Genomic DNA, 17,169 nt, shown 5'->3' on the forward strand with positions numbered 1-17,169 from the left:
ATGGATCACCGCCTGCTCGACCGGCTCCGGGACCTCCACGGTTCCTTGAGCACCGACATCAGCTTCGTCACCCGGATGGTCGAGGACGACGTGCCGCGCGCCGACGTCCTCCGTGATCTCGGGGAACGGCTCACCGATCTCGGCGGGGCGCTGCTCCGCCGCTCGGACGACGTCAACGCCGACGTCCTGGCGAAGCTGCCGGACGACGGCTGGCTGCCGGGAGCGGGCGAGCACCACCAGCCGCTGAGCGTGGCCCACAACGTCGGCGGACGGCCGCTGCGCTGCGGGCGGATCTATCTCGCCCTCTGCGGAGCGCCCTGCTTTCCCTTCTACGGCAGGGACGCCTCCGCCCGGACCGCGCGGCACGAGCGGTGCCCGGTCTGCCGGGACCGCCGGTTCGAGTGACGGCCGCCCGGGTGCGTTCGAGGAAGCTGTCCCGGAACGGCATCACCGGGAAGGGCGCCCAGTGGGTGAGCGGGCTCGGTCCGATGCTCGTGCCGGCGTCGGCCATCCCCGGTTTCGCGCACGCCGTGGTCTACGCGATCCACCGGCACTCGCCGGCAGCCGAACGGGATCGCGTCGCGGCCTGACCGCCCGGTTCAGGCCGCGACGCGAAACTTTTCCGTGGTGGCCTCCGCGCCGGGCGGAGCCACCACGAGCGCGGTGGCGTTGTCGGTGCCACCGAGCGAGATCGCCGTCCGCACCAGCTCGGTGGCCGCCCTGTCCGGCATCGCGAGGATGTCGAGCATGGTCGGACCGCCGAGCGTCTTGTGCACACCATCGCTGGTGAGCACGAGCCCGCCGGTCGTGACGGTGGCCGTGCCGATCTCGTGCGCGGCGGCCGTGCGGACGCTGGTGGTGACGACGTGGTCCATCCGCGGTGTCACGGGCTGTTCGTGGTCGCGGAAGTACTGCGCGAGCGTATGGTCCTTCGTCACCTGCCGCACGGTGTACCCATCCCAAGCGTACGCCCGCGCGTCCCCGACCCACGCGATGCCATACCCCTCGTCGGTCCGGACGGCCACGACGAGGACGCAGTCACCGGTTTCGTCGGGCCCCCGTACGGCGCGCTGAGCAGCGAGAACAGCCGCGACGGCGCCCTGCTCGACCGGTGTCCGGGCCGCCGCCGAAGCCGCCGCCCGCGCCGCCCGTGCCGCGTTCGGGTGATCTCCGACTCCGTCGGCCAGCGCGAACACGATTCCCCGGCCGCCCGTGGCCGCATACGCCGCGACGGCGTCCGCGTTGTGCTCGCGCGGCCCCTGCGCGCTCGCCGTGTGCCAGTGTGGAAGCTCCCTCATGGTCTTCTCCTCACCCCTGGGTGATCCGCCTGCTTCCAGCGTCCGCCTCGTTCCTGTGGACGACCTGAGGGTGAGGTGATAGCCGGCTGTCGGTCCCGTCTCGGGAGAGTTACGCCTTCAAGCACGCGAGTTACGTCTTGGAGCACGCGAGTCACGCCTTGGAGCACGCGGCCGGTCACCGCAGTCGCATGATCAGCGTCCGCAGCCAGCTCTCCGCCATCGCGGGTTCGTTCCGCAGGTGCCGCACCAGCAGGTCCCGCGCCGCCTTCGAGCGCCCCACCTCGACGATCGCGACCGCTTCGGCCAGCGCCCGCAGCCGCTCCGCCGAATGTTCCGGCGCGCGGCCGTTCTCGTCCGACCAACGCGGCCGAGGGAAGGAGGCGGTGAGTTCCTCCTGCCTGTCGCCGAAGTAGTACCAGACCGGCCAGTCGAGCGAGATGTTCCGGACACCGTTCGCGGGCAGTTCGGCGGGCCAGTCGAAGTGCTGCTGCCACCGGAACGCCGACGGAGCCGTCTTCTCGCGGATGGTGATCCCGAGGAAGCGGAGCCTGCCGCGGATGGTGCTCCAGGCTTCGCGTTCGTCGTCGATCCAAGCGCGCAGCAGCCGGTACAGCTCGGTGAACGTGTGTCCTGAGTGGACGAGGTCGACGAACACCTTCGGCCGCCCGCGCGCGAGGTCGTGCGGGCTGAGGCCCGCCTCGGCGAGATTGGCGCGGAGCTGTGCCACGTCGGCGGCCGTCAGGCCGTCGCGGGCCCCCGCGAACGACAACGGCAATCGATGGATCCGTTCCCGCCACGGGGTTCCGCTCAGCAGGTCGTACACGCTGTCCGCGGAACGCCCGACGAAGTACAGATCCGCGTCTCCCGCACGGGCGATCACCTTCGCGGCGCATTCGATCAGTTCGTCGAGAAACCACAGCCATGGTTTTCCGGCGCGTTCCAGCAGCGTCCCGAGCTGGTCGGGGCGCACGAGGTCCCAGCGGTACGGCCGATTCACGTCGTTCAGGTTCCCGTGCGCCCCAACGTCTGTCGAAGTATTTTCAGGAGAGCAGGCGGTACACCGTCTGTTCGCCGACGGTGGTGGCGGCGAAGTTCTCCGCGACCCGTTCGGAGATCTCGTCCGACCCGCCACCGGGACCGCCGCGGCCGCCTTCCACGTAGTAGGTGATGTCGCCGTTGGCCACGTACTGCCGGAATTCCGCGAGTGCCGGCGCCGGCTCCGCACCGCTCCAGCCGCCGATGCCGATCACGGCAGACCCGGATGACGACGTCGAGGACGGGCGAGCCGTCCGGGGCGATGGCGGGGCGGCGGCCGGTCTCGGCACCGGCGATGATCGCGGCTGTCATCTCGTCGCTCTCGGCCATCGCGCTGAGCCGGCTTGTGCCCCGGCTGTGCACCCGCTGTGCGCCGAAATCCGCCGTGCCCACTGGAGATCCGTTCACACCGGTCGGTGAAGGAGTCTTTCGTTACCTCGCCGGCGTGAAAGGGCCTTTCGCGACACGCCCGAAGAGGCCTCAGCGGTCGTAGTCCACGCCCAGTTCGGCCGAAGTCGCCACCGCGCGGCAGGTCAGGATCCGCCCGGCCGCGATTTCCTCGTCCCCGAGCGCGTAGCGCACGTCCATCCGCGCGCTCCCGCGCACCACCGTCGCCCGGCAGGTGCCGCAAGCGCCACCGACGCACGCGTACGGCGCGTCGACGCCGTGCCGCAACGCGGCGCTGAGCACGGTTTCGCCCACTGTCGCGGGGATTTCTACGGTCTTCCCGGCCGCGGTCACCGTCAGCGTCGGGCCCGGCCGCCGTGAGGGGCGGACGGGGAGCGCGCCTTGGAACAGTTCGAAGTGGACGCGCTCCTCGGGGACGTCCCGGTCCGCGAGCGTCCGGCGGGCCATGTCGACGAGGTCGCGCGGACCGCACAGGAACCAGTCGTCCACCTTCGCCGGGTGCAGCCGGGCTTGCAGCAGCGCGCGGAGGCGGGTGCTGTCGAGGCGGCCGCGCTGGTAGCGCTCGTGCGAGATGGCCAGCGCCTCGCCGACGATGTCGAACGGCTTTTCGAGCCGGTGCGTGCGCAGGTCCGGATCGCGTTCGTCGGTGCGGTAGTGCACGACGTGCAGTCGTCCCCCCAGTCGCGCCGCGAGGTCGCCCAGTTCGTCGGCGAACATGGTGCCGGCGCCGGAGGTGTTGACGTACAACAGGGTCGCTTTGCTGTTCGGCTCGTTCTCCAGCGTCGCGGCGAGGATGGACAGGATCGGCGTGATCCCGCTGCCCGCGGCGAGCGCGACGTACCGGCCGGTGCGGCCTTGCGCCGGGGGCAGGGTGAAACCACCGTCGGGGGGCAGGACGTCCAGTTCGTCGCCCGCCGCGAGCTCCGTCGTGGCGAACGTCGAGAACGCGCCGCCGAGCTGATGCTTGATCGCGATCCGCAGGAGCCCGGAATCCGGCGTCGAGCAGATCGAGTAGGCGCGCCGCACCTCTTCCCCGTCGACCTCGGCCCGGAGGACGAGGTGCTGGCCCGGGGTGAACCGGAAGGTCTGCCGCAATCGCTGCGGCACGTCGAACGTGACGGTGACGGCGCCCTCGCACAGCGGCCGGACCTCGGCGACCCGCAGCCTGTGGAACCGGCTCGGCCCCCGGGGCGGGGGCGCGGGCGGTTCCTCGTCGAACGAACCGGTGAGCTGACGCCATTCGCGGTACTCCGTCGACGTCAGCTCGCGGCCCCACGGGGTCGCGATCGGGACGTCCCTGGCGAGGTAGGCGTCGCGGTTGTCCTTCCACGTGCGCAGATACCGGTAGAACGGGATCGCCGGATGGAGATGGTGCACCAGGTGATAGTTCTGGCAGAGCATGATCGGCGTCATCAGCCATTCGAGCCCGACCCGGACGCGGGTGGCGCCGAACCGATTCTGCCGCCGCGCGCCGAGGTCGTGATGGGGGAGCCAGTCGAACCACCAGGCCAGCACGGCCAGCCCAAGGCGCTGCGGGATCAGGTAGACCACCAGCAGTTCCCAGCCGTGGCCGCGCACGGCCAGCCAGGCGAACGCGGCGAGGCTCAGCGCGAGGACGGCCGCGGTCTCGACTCGTTCCGACGGCGGCCGCGTGCGCTGCCGCGCCACGGAGAAGCGGGCGTACCAGAAGTCGATGGTCAGCCAGCGCAGCGGCAACTGCCACCAGGGGCCGTGCGCGGTCCAGGCGTCGGGATCGGTGTGGGCGTCCTCGTTGGTGTTGCGGTGGTGCTCCAGATGGATGTAGCGCACCAGGGGAAAGGAGCCGTAGGCCGCCACGAACGGCATCGCGAGCCTGCCGAGGAGTTCGTTGACCCAGGTGAGCTGTCCGGCCGCGTGGTGCGTCGACTCGTGCAGCACGGTGAACATGGTGAAGGTGACGAGGGCGTGCAGGGGAACGGTCACCCACAGCGGCGCGGCCTCGATGACGACCAGCCAGGTGGCGCCGCTCCAGACCATGAGGCCGCCGGTGAACAACAACACCGTCGGCACCGAGACGACCGGAAGCGGGATCCGCGGGTTGGGCACGCCGCGGCTCGATCTCTCGGATGTCTCCCCCGTGTCCTCGGACCGGGTCACGGCGACGGTCATCGATCGTTCCCCTCGGTCGATGGCTACCGGGACAAGCTGTCACACCGTAGACAATCAGTCCTGGTTTGTGAACTTCATCGGAGTGCCGAAACACCACGTCACGGCGCCCGATGGTGCGGTGTGGCGCGCATCCGTGTCCAGGAACGAGCCGGTTCGTGACAGAGAAGAACCGAAAACTCGTCCGATCGGGTGGTCCGTGCCCCGTTCGCCGGACGGTGTGCGAGAACTGTGGGCGGCTGGTGGTGCCGGGTCCGGACCGACGAGGGGGTCCGTTCACCGTCTCCGCGTCCGGGCGGTCCCTGACGACACGGACGGACGCGGCCGAGTACGTCCCGGTACGAGGCCGATCCGCCCGCACCGCCGGAACCACCTGGATGACGAACCCCGTCGAACAGACCCACAGGACACGGCCTAGACTCGGACGGCCCGGTCTGCAAGCTGGCCAGGGCACGTCCGCTGTCGACCGCATGCGGATGCCCCATCACATCGTTTACCGCTCGAGGAGAATACGTTGAAGAGCACCGTCGAGCAGCTCAGCCCGACGCGAGTCAAGATCAATGTCGAGGTGCCGTTCGACGAGCTCAAGCCGAACTTCGACCGCGCCTACCGCAAGATCGCCCAGCAGGTGCGCATCCCCGGCTTCCGCCCGGGCAAGGCGCCGGCTCGCGTGCTGGAAAGCCGGATCGGGCGAGCCCCGGTGCTCGACGAGGTCGTCAACGAGGTCATTCCGGCCAAGTACATGGAAGCCGTGCGCGCGGGCGAGGTCCGCACGCTGGGCCAGCCCGAGTTCGAGGTGACCAAGCTGGAGGACCGCGAGGTCCTCGAGTTCACCGCCGAAGTCGACATCCGCCCGGAGATCTCGCTGCCCGACCTCGAGGGCTTCGCGGTCAGCGTCGACGACGTCGACCTGACCGACGCCGAGGTCGACGAGCAGCTCGACGAGCTGCGCGCCCGCTTCGGCACGCTGACCGGCGTCGACCGTCCGGCCGAGAACGGCGACTTCGTCTCGATCGACCTCGCGGCCACCGTCGACGGTCAGGAGGTCGAGGAGGCCTCGACCACCGGCCTGTCCTACGAGATCGGCTCCGGCCAGCTCGTGGACGGCATCGACGAGGCGATCATCGGCGCGAACGCCGGCGAGACCAAGACCTTCACCACGAAGCTGGTCGCCGGCGAGTACACGGGCAAGGACGCCGACGTCACCGTCACCGTGCAGACCATCAAGCAGCGCGAGCTGCCCGAGGCGGACGACGAGTTCGCCCAGCTGGCGAGCGAGTTCGACACGATCGACGAGCTGAAGGCCGACCTTCGCGAGCGCCTCGGCCGCGTCAAGAAGATGCAGCAGGGCGTCCAGGCCCGCGACAAGGTCCTCGAGGAGCTTCTCGAGCGCACCGAGGTCGCGATCCCGGAGAAGGTCCTCGAGGCCGAGATCGAGAACCGCAAGCACGACGCGATCCACCCCTTCGACCACGACGAGGCGCAGTTCGCGCAGGCGCTCGAGGCCGAAGGGCGCACGCTCGAAGAGTTCGACACCGAGGTCCGCGAGGAGGCGGAGAAGGCCGTCCGCACGCAGCTGCTGCTGGACAGCATCGCCGACGACGAGAAGACGTCGGTCAACGACGGCGAGCTCACCGAACGCATCATCTACCAGGCGCAGCGCTTCGGCGTCAGCCCGGACGAGTACGTCCAGCGGGCGCAGCAGTCCGGTCAGCTGACCGCGATCTACGCCGACGTGCGCCGCGGCAAGGCGCTGGCCTCGGTGGTCCGCAAGACCACCGTGACCGACGCCTCCGGCGCCACGGTCGACCTCGAAGAGCTCTTCGGCCCCGCAGCCGAGGAGACGCAGGTCACCGAAGAGACCGCGAAGACCGCGGCCGAGTAGGGAATACCCGGTCCGGTCGAAACAGACCGTAAAGCTGTAAGCGAACTTGGGCGGTGTCAGGCATTCTGCACCGCCCAAGTTCGTTAGGGTCGGTTGCAAGATCCTCAGCACCTGGACACAGCATCTGGACATACAGCGGCGGCCGAAGCTCGGCTGGCCGCCGTCGGCGAAAAGGCAGGCAGACGTGACGCAGCACATGCCCGAGGCGCGGACCGGAACCGCGGGGCTCAACCTCACCGACTCGGTCTTCGAGCGGTTGCTCCAGGAGCGCATCGTCGTCCTCGGCTCCGAGGTCAACGACGAGGTCGCCAACCGGATCACCGCCCAGTTGTTGCTGCTCGACGCAGACGACTCCGAGTCGGACATCCGCTTCTACATCAACTCGCCCGGTGGCTCGGTCACCGCGGGTTTCGCGATCTACGACACCATGCAGCTGATCCGCCCGGACGTCGCGACGTACGCGATGGGCCTGGCCGCGTCGATGGGGCAGTTCCTGCTCTCCTCCGGCACCCCCGGCAAGCGCTACGCGCTGCAGCACGCGCGCATCCTCATGCACCAGCCCTCGGCGGGGGTCGGCGGCACGGCCTCCGACATCGCCATCCAGGCCGAGGTGTTCGGCAAGTGGAAGCAGGAGCTGGCCAAGATCACGGCCGAGCAGACCGGCCAGACCGTCGAGCAGATCGTCAAGGACGGTGACCGCGACCGCTGGTTCACCGCGCAGGAGGCGAAGGACTACGGCTTCGTGGACCAGGTCCTCACGCGTGAGAACCCGCTTCCCAACAGCTGATCCGCGCCGGCACACAGGAGAATTTCCAATGAGCAACTTCCAGCTTCCGATCGGGTCGCAGGCGCCTGGGATGCAGTCGCGGCTCCAGCTGCCGCAGTCGCGGTACGTCCTGCCCTCGTACGTCGAGCGCACCAGCTACGGCATCAAGGAATCGAACCCGTACAACAAGCTGTACGAAGAGCGGCAGATCATGCTCGGCGTGCAGATCGACGACGCGTCGGCGAACGACGTCATGGTCCAGCTGCTGCACCTCGAGCACGAGGACCCGGACCGCGACATCATGATCCTGATCAACTCGCCCGGTGGCTCGTTCACCGCGCTGATGGCGATCTACGACACGATGCAGTACGTCCGCCCCGACATCGTCACCATGTGCATCGGCCAGGCCGCTTCGGCCGCCGCGGTGCTGCTGGCGGCCGGCACCCCCGGCAAGCGGTTCACGCTGCCGAACTCGCGGGTGCTGATCCACCAGCCCGCCACCGAGGGCACCTACGGCCAGGTTTCGGACCTGGAGATCCAGGCCAACGAGATCCAGCGGGTGCGGCGCCAGATGGAGGTCATCCTGGCGAAGCACACGAACAAGGAAGCCGACGAGATCAAGAAGGACATCGAGCGCGACAAGATCCTGACGGCCGACGAGGCCAAGGCGTACGGGATCGTCGACGAGGTACTCGAGTACCGCAAGGCTTCGAGCAGCTGATCGTGCCGGGGTCCGGTGCGTGTCGGGAGACGACACGCACCGGACCCCTGGTCTAAGGTCAGCTTCTGGCGTGCTCGGATGTGACGTGGGTTCTCCCGCCGACGGCATCGGGCGGGTACCGTCAGTGGCAGTGTGTGAGGCTCCGAGCGGTCATCCGTGACCGGGGCGGTAAGACAGTCAGGCGCGTATCGCGCCGGAGGGGACGAGGTCAACGGCCATGGCACGGATCGGTGACGGCGGCGACCTGCTGAAATGTTCTTTCTGCGGCAAGAGCCAAAAGCAGGTGAAGAAGCTCATTGCCGGCCCCGGGGTCTACATCTGCGATGAGTGCATCGATCTCTGCAACGAGATCATCGAAGAGGAACTGGCCGAGGCCGGTGAGGTCAAGCTCGACGAGCTGCCCAAACCCGCCGAGATCCACGAGTTCCTCGAGCAGTACATCATCGGCCAGGACGACGCGAAGCGTTCGCTGGCCGTGGCGGTGTACAACCACTACAAGCGTGTGCAGTCCGACGACAAGGCCGGGCCGAAGGATTCCAAGGACGAGACCGTCGAGCTGGCGAAGTCCAACATCCTGATGCTCGGGCCGACGGGGTGCGGCAAGACCTACCTGGCCCAGACGCTGGCGAAGATGCTGAACGTCCCGTTCGCGATCGCGGACGCCACGGCGCTCACCGAAGCAGGCTACGTGGGCGAGGACGTCGAGAACATCCTGCTCAAGCTGATCCAGGCGGCGGATTACGACGTCAAGCGCGCCGAGACGGGCATCATCTACATCGACGAGGTCGACAAGATCGCCCGGAAGTCGGAGAACCCGTCGATCACGCGCGACGTGTCGGGCGAGGGCGTTCAGCAGGCGCTGCTGAAGATCCTCGAGGGCACCACCGCTTCGGTGCCGCCGCAGGGCGGCCGCAAGCACCCGCACCAGGAGTTCATCCAGATCGACACGACGAACGTGCTGTTCATCGTGGCCGGCGCGTTCGCCGGGCTGGAGAAGATCATCAACGAGCGGGTCGGCAAACGCGGCCTCGGTTTCGGTGCGGAGATCCGTACCAAGGCCGAGATCGACGAGAGCGACATCTTCTCCGACACCATGCCGGAGGACCTGATCAAGTTCGGGTTGATCCCGGAGTTCATCGGCCGCCTCCCGGTCGTGGCGACGGTGACCCACCTGGACAAGGAGTCGCTGGTCAGCATTCTGACCACGCCGCGCAACGCGCTGGTGAAGCAGTACAAGAAGCTCTTCGAGATGGACAACGTCGAGCTGGAGTTCACCAAGACCGCGCTCGAGGCCATCGCCGACCAGGCCGTGCTCCGCGGCACCGGCGCCCGTGGCCTTCGCGCGATCATGGAAGAGGTCCTGCAGCCGGTCATGTACGACATTCCCAGCCGCGACGACGTCGCGAAGGTCGTCATCACCGAGCAGACCGTCCGCGAGAACGTGAACCCGACGATCGTGGCCCGTCAGCCGTCACGCCGTCGTGGCAGCGAACGCGGTGAGAAGTCCGCCTGAAAAACGCACGACAGCGTCGACGATGCCCCGGCCGGAGCCTTCCGGCCGGGGCATCGGTTTCTCCGGCCAGGTCCGGCCGGTGACCGGAGCGAGATAGGATGCGATGGTGCCGCTGACTACCACGAAGGACGAGAACGAGGCTCCCGAGCTGGCAGCCGCGGGTCCACGCGAGGTCAGGGGACTCGTCGAACTCACCGAACGCCTCGTGGTCGGGGCATATCGCGGGCATCCGTGGCTGCCGCGCGCGCTGACGATCGCGCTGGGTGTGCTCGTGGCGACCTGCCTGGTGGCCGGGGTCGTCCGGTTGTCGCCGCTGCCGCTGCTCCCACTGCCGTTCTTCGCCGTCTCGGCGTACGCGCTCGTCCGGCTCAAGACGGCGCGAAGCGCGGAGGCGAACTCCTCACTCGTCGCCTGGACCGGACTGTTCACCGGTGCGACGCTCGCCGGATTCTGGTTGATCTCGATGGCGGGACGCTGGCTCGGCTGACCGGCGGGATGCCCGAATTCGGATTTTCCTTCGTTAGCGGGGTTTCGCTCCCGGCCCGACAGGGTAAGACGTGTCCGTGACAACCATCGCAGGACCCTTCATCCATGTGGGCCTGCTCTACTCCGGTGACGCCGAGTACCTGGACGGAACGATTCCGTACATCCTCGAGGGCCTGAAGCTCGACGAGCCGGTCGCGGTCGCCGTTCCCGGCCGGAACCTGACGCTGATCGAAGACGCGCTGGGCGATGCCGCCGCCGAGGTCGAGCTCATCGACATGACCGAAGCGGGCCGCAACCCGGGCCGCATCCTTCCCGGCGTGCTGCTCGCGTTCGCCGACAACCGGCCGGGTCCGGTCCGGATCATCGGCGAGCCGATCTGGGCGGGCCGGTCGCCCCTCGAGTACCCGGCGTGCGCCCAGCACGAAGCGCTGATCAACTTCGCTTTCGGCGACCGCGACCTCAGCGTTCTGTGCCCCTACGACCGGATCGGGCTCGAAGACGGCGTCCTCGCCGACGCCGAGCGGACCCATCCGATCCTCGCCGACGCCGACGGCGATCGCCCCAGCGAGAACTACGCCCCCGACGCGGTCGTCGAGCAGTACAACCTGCCGCTGCCCGAACCGCTCGTGGCCGAGGCGTTCCGGTTCGATCTCCTCAGGCTCGCCGCGGTGCGGCACTTCGCGCAGGGGCGGGCCGAGGAGAGCGGGCTCGGCCCCGACCGGGTGGAAGATCTCGTCCTCGCCGTGGCGGAATTGTCCGCCAACAGCGTGCTGCACGGTTCGGGCCAGGGCGTCGTCCGCGTCTGGCGGGACGAGGAGTACGTGCTCTGCGAGGTCGTCGACGAAGGCACGCTGAGCGATCCGCTGGCGGGCAGGCGGCCCGCCACCCCGGGACAGATCGGCGGACGCGGCCTGGTGCTGGTGAATCAGGTCGCCGATCTGGTCCGGCAGTACTTGAGACCGGGCTCGACCGTGACCAGGATCTTCTTCCGCGTCTGAGAGCCGCTCAAGCGTTCTTCGGGACGTGCTTGCCGAGGAACGCGACCAGGCTCGGCACGACGGTGCGGTTGAACGTGTCGCCGTGTTTGCCGCGAGCGGTGTGCGCGACCAGGGGCCGCGCTTCGGAGATGAACTTCCGCACCCCGCCGATGAACGGGTCTTCGGTGCCGCACCAGATCCCGGTCGGCACCTTTTTGATGATGTCGATGTGGCGCAACGGGTCCAGCGAGCCCCAGTCGGTGGCGTCGCGGAACGCGCGCCGTTTGCTCATCTCGGCCCACGACGTCATCAGCGCGGGCGCGAGTGCCGCGACCGCGGCGGGCGGGCGACGGCGTTCGAGACGGCGCCGCGTGTAGAGCAGCGCGCCGAAACCGCCCATGGAAAGCCCGGTGGCGGCGAAGGGCAGCCCGTCCCGGCCGCCGAGGCCGCGCGCGGCCAGCCAGCGGGGGACCTCTTCGAGCAGCATCGCCATCGGGTTGTCGCCGGGCTGGTTCTCGTGCCAGTAGTGGTCACCGCCGTCGACCGCGACGAATCCGAACGGGGGCACCGCCTTCCGGGCGACCTCGCTGCCGAGCTGCTTGAGCAGCCCGGTGGGGGCCGCGTGCCGCGCGGTGCCGTGGAGGCCGTGGAGCATCAGTGACATCGGCAGGCCCTTGGGCGGTGCCTTGGTCGGCAGCATCAGCACGAGATCGACTTCGCGCCCCCGGGCTTCGGAATAGACCCGCTCGACGCGGGGGCTGCCCAGCTGGGTGGCCGGGGTCGGCGACGCGACGCCGAGTGCCCGCTGCAGCGCCTCACTGAACGGCAGGGCTCCGGTGGCCGTTCCGGCGGCGAGCCCGGCGACGCCGAGCCCGGAGGCGCCGGCGATCAGCACGGACCGGCGGCTCAGCCAGCGACGGGCGCCGTCGACCCCCGGCAGCGCCGTGTGCCCCTGCTCGTCCTCGTTCACCCGTCCCCGTTCCCGTCCCCAGTCCCCGTCGATCTCCTGCCGGCCGTGGGCCGTCACCAGGTCAGACGCGCGTTTCCGCCGGAAAGTTGCACTTGTCACCGACCTGTGACCGGGGTATCGCCGGATCAGGTGCCGATGTTTCCCGCTTTCGCGCGCCATGCCTCGATCGAGATCCGCGCGGACCGCGTCGCGGCTTCGTAAGTGTCGCCGAGACCCACGCCGAGGGCGGTGGCCAGGGGAATCAGGATGTGGTCCACACCATTCTCGCCGTCGCCGAAGTGACCGGCGACCTCCAGCGTGATGTAGCCGTGCACGGCACTCCAGAGCTGGGCGGCGACGTCGAACTCCGGGGCGGGCCGGAACCGGCCGGCGTCGATCACGCGTTTCGCGGCGCGAACGAGGTAACCGAAGGCCTCGATGCCTTCGTCGCTGAGGCTCTCGCGGGTCTCCTCGCTGGTCATGTCGACCAGCGCCGCCTTCTGCCCGTTGGGCTGACTCTGGCCGAAAGTCACCGCGTAGAGCTGCGGGTTCTCCACCACGGTCCGCCGGTACGCCAGCGCCAGGGTGAGGATGTCGGCCGCCGGGTCGGCGGTTTCCTCGATCTCGCCCAGCTTCGCCGACAGCCGCCGGAATCCCTCGCGCGCGACCTCGTCCACCAGCGCGCCCATCCCGCCGAAGTGGGTGTACACGGCCATGGTCGACGCGCCGATCTCGGCCGCCAGTTTGCGGGCCTGGAGTGCCTCCGGGCCGCCGTCCGAGAGCAGCCGGATCGCCGCTTCGACCAGTTTCGCCTTGACCTCGGCGGCGGAGGGTTTCGGTGCCATGCTTGCCAGTATCCCATAACCCTGTTATAAACGTATCCATAACCGCGTTATATCCACCGCTAGGGGGTCTCGATGGGCAACAAGTTCCTCCAGGGCAACTTCGCCCCGGTCAGCCGAGAGCACACGATCACCGAATTGAGCGTCACCGGGCACATCCCGGACCACCTGAACGGGCGCTACCTGCGGAACGGGCCGAACCCGCTGTCCGAAGTGGACCCGGCGACCTATCACTGGTTCATGGGCGACGGCATGGTGCACGGCGTCCGGCTGCGTGACGGCCGTGCCGAGTGGTACCGCAACCGCTGGGTGCGCAATCCCCGGCTGTCGCGGCAGCTCGGCGAGCGCTGGGAAGGCGGACCGGTCTCCGGTGTCGCCTCCCTGGGGGCCAACACGAACGTGATCGGCCACGCCGGCAAGACCCTCGCGTTGATCGAGGGCGGGGCCACCGGCTTCGAGCTGACCGACGAACTCGACACCGTCGGCGCCTGCGACTTCGACGGCACTCTTCCCGGCGGGTACACCGCCCATCCGAAGCGCGATCCGCAGACCGGAGAACTGCACGCCGTGTCGTACTTCTTCGGTCAGGGCAACAAAGTGCAGTATTCGGTGATCGACGTCCACGGCCGGGCGCGGCGCAAGGTGGACGTCGAGGTAACCGGTTCGCCGATGATGCACGACTTCTCCTTGACCGAGAAACACGTCGTCTTCTACGACCTCCCGGTCACCTTCGACACCGGACAGGCCGTCGCCGCGTCCGTCCCGGCGTTCCTGCGCACCCCGGCCCGGCTGGTGCTTTCCGCGCTCGTGGGCAAGGTGAAGGTGCCGGATCCCCTCGGCGCGCGGCTGCGTCAGCGGATCTCGGGCAACGCCGGCCTGCCGTATCGCTGGAACCCGAAGTACCCGGCGCGGATCGGGGTCATGCCGCGCGAGGGCGGCAACGGCGACGTCCGCTGGTTCGAGATCGAGCCGTGCTACGTGTTCCACCCGATGAACGCCTACGACGACGGCGACGACATCGTGCTGGACGTCGTCCGCCACCCGAAGATGTTCGACTCCGAACTCCGCGGGCCCGCCGAAGGGCCGCCGACCCTGGACCGCTGGACCATCGACCTGTCCGTCGGCAAGGTCGTCGAAGAACGCCTCGACGACCGGGGTCAGGAATTCCCGCGCGTCGACGAACGGCTGGTCGGGCGACCGCACCGCTTCGGCTATTCGGTGTCCACGGAGGACGGGTCGGCGTCCTCGGGTGCCTTGCTGAAGCACGACCTGGGGAACCGGTCGGTCCGGAGCAGGCAATTCGGCGACGGCGCGCAGGTGGGGGAGTTCGTGTTCGTTCCGTCCTCAGTGGACGCGGGCGAGGACGAAGGCGTGCTGATGGGGTTCGTCTACGATCCCGCGACCCGGAAGAGCGACCTCACCATCCTGGACGCGGAAACGCTGGAGACCGTCGGTGCGATCCACCTGCCGGACCGGGTGCCCAACGGTTTCCACGGCAACTGGGTCGGCGCCTGAGTGCGCTTCCCCGGTTATCGCGGGGTTTCCGGCCGGTATCGGCGGCGAACCGCCCTTGAGTGTCCACGAGGGACACCCGCTGGCGGCAGTATGCCCGATCGTGTGAGTGGTGAAGAGGAGCCGAGCCGCAATCCGGCAGGGACCCACACAGGCTTTGGCGGCCGGACACGCTGCCTTACCTCTCGATGACCGTCTTCACCGCTCACGACCGAGCCCGAGCACCCGCTGCTCGCCGGTGTAGAGGTTCATGCTGTCGCCGCGCAGGAAACCGATGAGGGTCATGCCGTTCTCGTCGGCCAGTTCCGCGGCCAGCGACGACGGCGCGGAAACGGCCGCCAGCAGGCCGATCCCGGCCATGGCGGCCTTCTGCACCAGTTCGAACGAGGCACGCCCGGACACCAGCAGGCCGGTGTCCGCCGCGGGGATCCGGCCTTCCCGCAATGCCCAGCCGAGGACCTTGTCGACGGCGTTGTGCCTGCCGACGTCCTCGCGGACGACGGCGAGGTTCCCCTCGCCGTCGAACAAGGCGGCCGCGTGCAGGCCACCGGTGCTGGAGAAGACCTTCTGGTGCGCGCGGAGCGTGTCCGGGAGCTTCGCCAGCACGTCCTTGCTCACCGTGAATCCGGACTTCTCCGGCGAAAACCGGCTCTTGAGCTTCACCGCGTCGAGGGCGGCCTTGCCGCAGACGCCGCACGAGGACGTGGTGTAGAAGTTCCGCTCGACGCCGGTCCCCGGGGGCGCGACCCCTTCGGCCAGCGCGATGTCCAGGACGTTGTAGGTGTTGCGCCCCTGGTCGTCGACGCCGTCGCAATACCGGGCGACCGCGACGTCCTCGCGGGCGGCGAGCACCCCCTCGGACAGCAGGAACCCGTGCGCCAGTTCGACGTCGTTACCGGGTGTCCGCATGGTGACCGCGAGTGCCTTGCCGCCGACGCGGATCTCCAGCGGTTCCTCGGCCGCGAGCGAGTCGGGCCGTCGGACGTCCTTGGTCGCGGAAATCATCCGCACCGGACGCCGCACCGTCACCCTGCCCACTTGTCCACCTTTCCGACCGCTTGTTCGACACCCGAGTACTGCAACGTCGGGAATCAAGTAATACATTCCCAGTGCACACCCTCAGAGTACGGAGGCGCCGGATGGCTGTCGGCTTCCTGGACCGTTCCCGCATCGTCGCAGCACCGGGGTGGAGCCGCTGGCTGATCCCTCCCGCCGCGCTGGCCGTCCACTTGTCGATCGGGCAGGCGTACGCGTGGAGTGTCTTCAAAGCGCCGCTGGAGAAGACCCTCGGTCTCACCGGTACGCAGAGCGCGCTCCCGTTCCAGCTCGGGATCGTGATGCTCGGGCTCTCGGCGGCCTTCGGCGGGACGCTGGTCGAGCGCAACGGGCCGCGCTGGGCGATGTTCGTTTCGATGGTCTGTTTCAGCTCGGGCTTCTTGATCTCGGCGCTGGGAGTCGCGACCTCGCAGTACTGGCTCGTCGTCCTCGGCTGGGGTGGGATCGGCGGCATCGGGCTCGGGATCGGCTACATCTCGCCGGTGTCCACGCTGATCAAATGGTTTCCCGACCGGCCGGGGATGGCCACCGGGATCGCGATCATGGGCTTCGGCGGCGGCGCGCTGATCGCCTCCCCCTGGTCGACGCAGATGCTGGGCGGGTCACCGTGGTCGACCGGGACGGTCGCGACGGCCTTCCTCGTGCACGGCCTGGTCTACGCGGTCTTCATGAGCCTGGGCATCCTGCTGGTGCGAGTCCCCGCCGACGACTGGAAGCCGAAGGGCTGGACGCCGAAGACCGACCACGGCAACGCGATGATCACCACCGCGAACGTGTCGGCGCGCAACGCCATCAAGACACCGCAGTTCTGGCTGCTCTGGGTGGTCTTGTGCTTCAACGTGACCGCGGGGATCGGCATCCTGGAAAAGGCGGCGCCGATGATCGCGGACTTCTTCCGCGAGACCTCGACACCGGTCGGCACCGCCGCCGCGGCCGGGTTCGTCGCGCTGCTCTCGCTGACCAACATGCTCGGCCGGTTCGTCTGGTCGTCCACTTCGGACCTGGTGGGGCGCAAGAACATCTACCGCCTCTACCTCGGTGCCGGCGCGCTGCTGTACCTGGTGATCGCGCTGACCACCAACGCTTCGAAGCTCGTGTTCGTCCTGTGCGCCATGCTGATCCTGTCGTTCTACGGCGGCGGCTTCGCGACCGTGCCGGCGTATCTGAAGGACCTCTTCGGCACCTATCAAGTGGGCGCCATCCACGGCAGGCTGCTGACCGCGTGGTCGATGGCGGGCGTACTCGGGCCGCTCATCGTCAACGCGATCGCCGACAGCCGGAAGGTGGCGGGCAAGGTCGGCCCCGACCTCTACACGACGTCGCTGTTCATCATGATCGGCCTGCTGGTGGCCGGGTTCGTCGCCAACGAACTGGTGCGCCCGGTCAACCCGAAGTTCCACGAGCCGGCCTCGTCCGGTGAGCCCGCGAGGAGTGCGGCCCGATGACCGAACAGGTTCCCGAACGCCGCCGCACCGGGCTGATGGTCTTCGCCTGGCTGTGGGTCGCGCTCCCGTTCGCCTACGGCGTCTACGAACTGTTCCGCAAGCTGGTCCAGCTCTTCGGCGGCTGAGTAGGG

The 17,169-nt window shown here is 68.7% G+C and carries 17 protein-coding genes and 1 pseudogene; 11 read left to right on the forward strand and 7 right to left on the reverse strand.

What is annotated here, in order from left to right:
* Positions 1-405 (forward strand): hypothetical protein, encoded by a 405-nt coding sequence (locus tag P3102_RS09520; protein ID WP_276368265.1) that lies wholly within the window; start codon positions 1-3, stop codon positions 403-405.
* Positions 406-416: 11 nt separating this feature from the next.
* On the forward strand, positions 417-590 hold the full coding sequence (locus P3102_RS09525) for a hypothetical protein (RefSeq protein ID WP_276368266.1): 174 nt from the start codon (positions 417-419) through the stop codon (positions 588-590).
* A 9-nt stretch (positions 591-599) separates the two neighbouring features.
* Here the strand turns inward: P3102_RS09525 and P3102_RS09530 are convergent, their stop codons facing one another.
* The 4 genes and pseudogenes from P3102_RS09530 to P3102_RS09545 form a co-directional block, all read right to left on the reverse strand.
* The gene (locus P3102_RS09530) at positions 600-1,298 is read right to left on the reverse strand and encodes a serine/threonine protein phosphatase (RefSeq protein ID WP_276368268.1); all 699 of its coding nucleotides are present in this window, start codon (positions 1,296-1,298) and stop codon (positions 600-602) included.
* Positions 1,299-1,473: 175 nt separating this feature from the next.
* Complete coding sequence (locus tag P3102_RS09535) at positions 1,474-2,295, reverse strand: hypothetical protein (RefSeq protein ID WP_276368269.1); 822 nt, start codon at positions 2,293-2,295, stop codon at positions 1,474-1,476.
* 43 nt (positions 2,296-2,338) lie between these two features.
* A pseudogene (locus P3102_RS09540) lies at positions 2,339-2,563 on the reverse strand (glycosyl transferase); the annotation flags it as partial.
* A gap of 250 nt (positions 2,564-2,813) precedes the next feature.
* On the reverse strand, positions 2,814-4,826 hold the full coding sequence (locus P3102_RS09545; protein ID WP_276371073.1) for a fatty acid desaturase: 2,013 nt from the start codon (positions 4,824-4,826) through the stop codon (positions 2,814-2,816).
* 574 nt (positions 4,827-5,400) lie between these two features.
* On the opposite strand from P3102_RS09545, the gene tig reads away from it, so the two are divergent.
* The 6 genes from tig (at position 5,401) to P3102_RS09575 (ending at position 11,255) form a co-directional block, all read left to right on the forward strand.
* Positions 5,401-6,771 (forward strand): trigger factor, encoded by a 1,371-nt coding sequence (gene tig, locus P3102_RS09550; protein WP_276368271.1) that lies wholly within the window; start codon positions 5,401-5,403, stop codon positions 6,769-6,771.
* Between the two features lie 184 nt (positions 6,772-6,955).
* Entirely contained in the window at positions 6,956-7,558 is a 603-nt protein-coding gene (locus P3102_RS09555) for an ATP-dependent Clp protease proteolytic subunit (protein WP_276368273.1), read from the forward strand.
* Between the two features lie 28 nt (positions 7,559-7,586).
* Positions 7,587-8,258, forward strand: a complete 672-nt coding sequence (locus P3102_RS09560) for an ATP-dependent Clp protease proteolytic subunit (RefSeq protein ID WP_276368275.1) — start codon at positions 7,587-7,589, stop codon at positions 8,256-8,258.
* Between the two features lie 217 nt (positions 8,259-8,475).
* Positions 8,476-9,771, forward strand: a complete 1,296-nt coding sequence (gene clpX, locus P3102_RS09565) for an ATP-dependent Clp protease ATP-binding subunit ClpX (protein WP_125793092.1) — start codon at positions 8,476-8,478, stop codon at positions 9,769-9,771.
* Positions 9,772-9,874: 103 nt separating this feature from the next.
* Positions 9,875-10,258 carry a hypothetical protein gene (locus P3102_RS09570; protein ID WP_276368279.1) on the forward strand — a complete coding sequence of 128 codons (384 nt, stop codon included), beginning with the start codon at positions 9,875-9,877 and terminating at the stop codon, positions 10,256-10,258.
* Between the two features lie 76 nt (positions 10,259-10,334).
* The gene (locus P3102_RS09575) at positions 10,335-11,255 is read left to right on the forward strand and encodes a sensor histidine kinase (protein ID WP_276368280.1); all 921 of its coding nucleotides are present in this window, start codon (positions 10,335-10,337) and stop codon (positions 11,253-11,255) included.
* Between the two features lie 7 nt (positions 11,256-11,262).
* Here the strand turns inward: P3102_RS09575 and P3102_RS09580 are convergent, their stop codons facing one another.
* Positions 11,263-12,204 carry an alpha/beta hydrolase-fold protein gene (locus tag P3102_RS09580; protein WP_276371074.1) on the reverse strand — a complete coding sequence of 314 codons (942 nt, stop codon included), beginning with the start codon at positions 12,202-12,204 and terminating at the stop codon, positions 11,263-11,265.
* A 125-nt stretch (positions 12,205-12,329) separates the two neighbouring features.
* On the reverse strand, positions 12,330-13,028 hold the full coding sequence (locus tag P3102_RS09585; RefSeq protein ID WP_276368282.1) for a TetR/AcrR family transcriptional regulator: 699 nt from the start codon (positions 13,026-13,028) through the stop codon (positions 12,330-12,332).
* 72 nt (positions 13,029-13,100) lie between these two features.
* Here P3102_RS09585 and P3102_RS09590 point away from each other — a divergent pair, with 72 nt between their 5' ends.
* The gene (locus tag P3102_RS09590; RefSeq protein WP_276368284.1) at positions 13,101-14,540 is read left to right on the forward strand and encodes a carotenoid oxygenase family protein; all 1,440 of its coding nucleotides are present in this window, start codon (positions 13,101-13,103) and stop codon (positions 14,538-14,540) included.
* Between the two features lie 195 nt (positions 14,541-14,735).
* On the opposite strand, the gene fdhD is transcribed toward P3102_RS09590, so the two are convergent.
* Positions 14,736-15,575, reverse strand: coding sequence for a formate dehydrogenase accessory sulfurtransferase FdhD (gene fdhD / locus P3102_RS09595; RefSeq protein ID WP_276368285.1), 840 nt, complete (start codon positions 15,573-15,575; stop codon positions 14,736-14,738).
* 101 nt (positions 15,576-15,676) lie between these two features.
* Between fdhD and P3102_RS09600 the strand changes: the two genes are divergently transcribed.
* Together P3102_RS09600 and P3102_RS09605 are read left to right on the forward strand one after the other, a co-directional pair.
* Entirely contained in the window at positions 15,677-17,038 is a 1,362-nt protein-coding gene (locus P3102_RS09600; protein ID WP_276368287.1) for an OFA family MFS transporter, read from the forward strand.
* Positions 17,035-17,163, forward strand: a complete 129-nt coding sequence (locus P3102_RS09605; RefSeq protein ID WP_276368289.1) for a hypothetical protein — start codon at positions 17,035-17,037, stop codon at positions 17,161-17,163. The genes P3102_RS09600 and P3102_RS09605 overlap by 4 nt, the downstream gene beginning before the upstream one ends.
* Positions 17,164-17,169: the final 6 nt, after the last annotated feature.

This window comes from Amycolatopsis sp. QT-25 (genome assembly GCF_029369745.1).
Lineage (GTDB): Bacteria > Actinomycetota > Actinomycetes > Mycobacteriales > Pseudonocardiaceae > Amycolatopsis.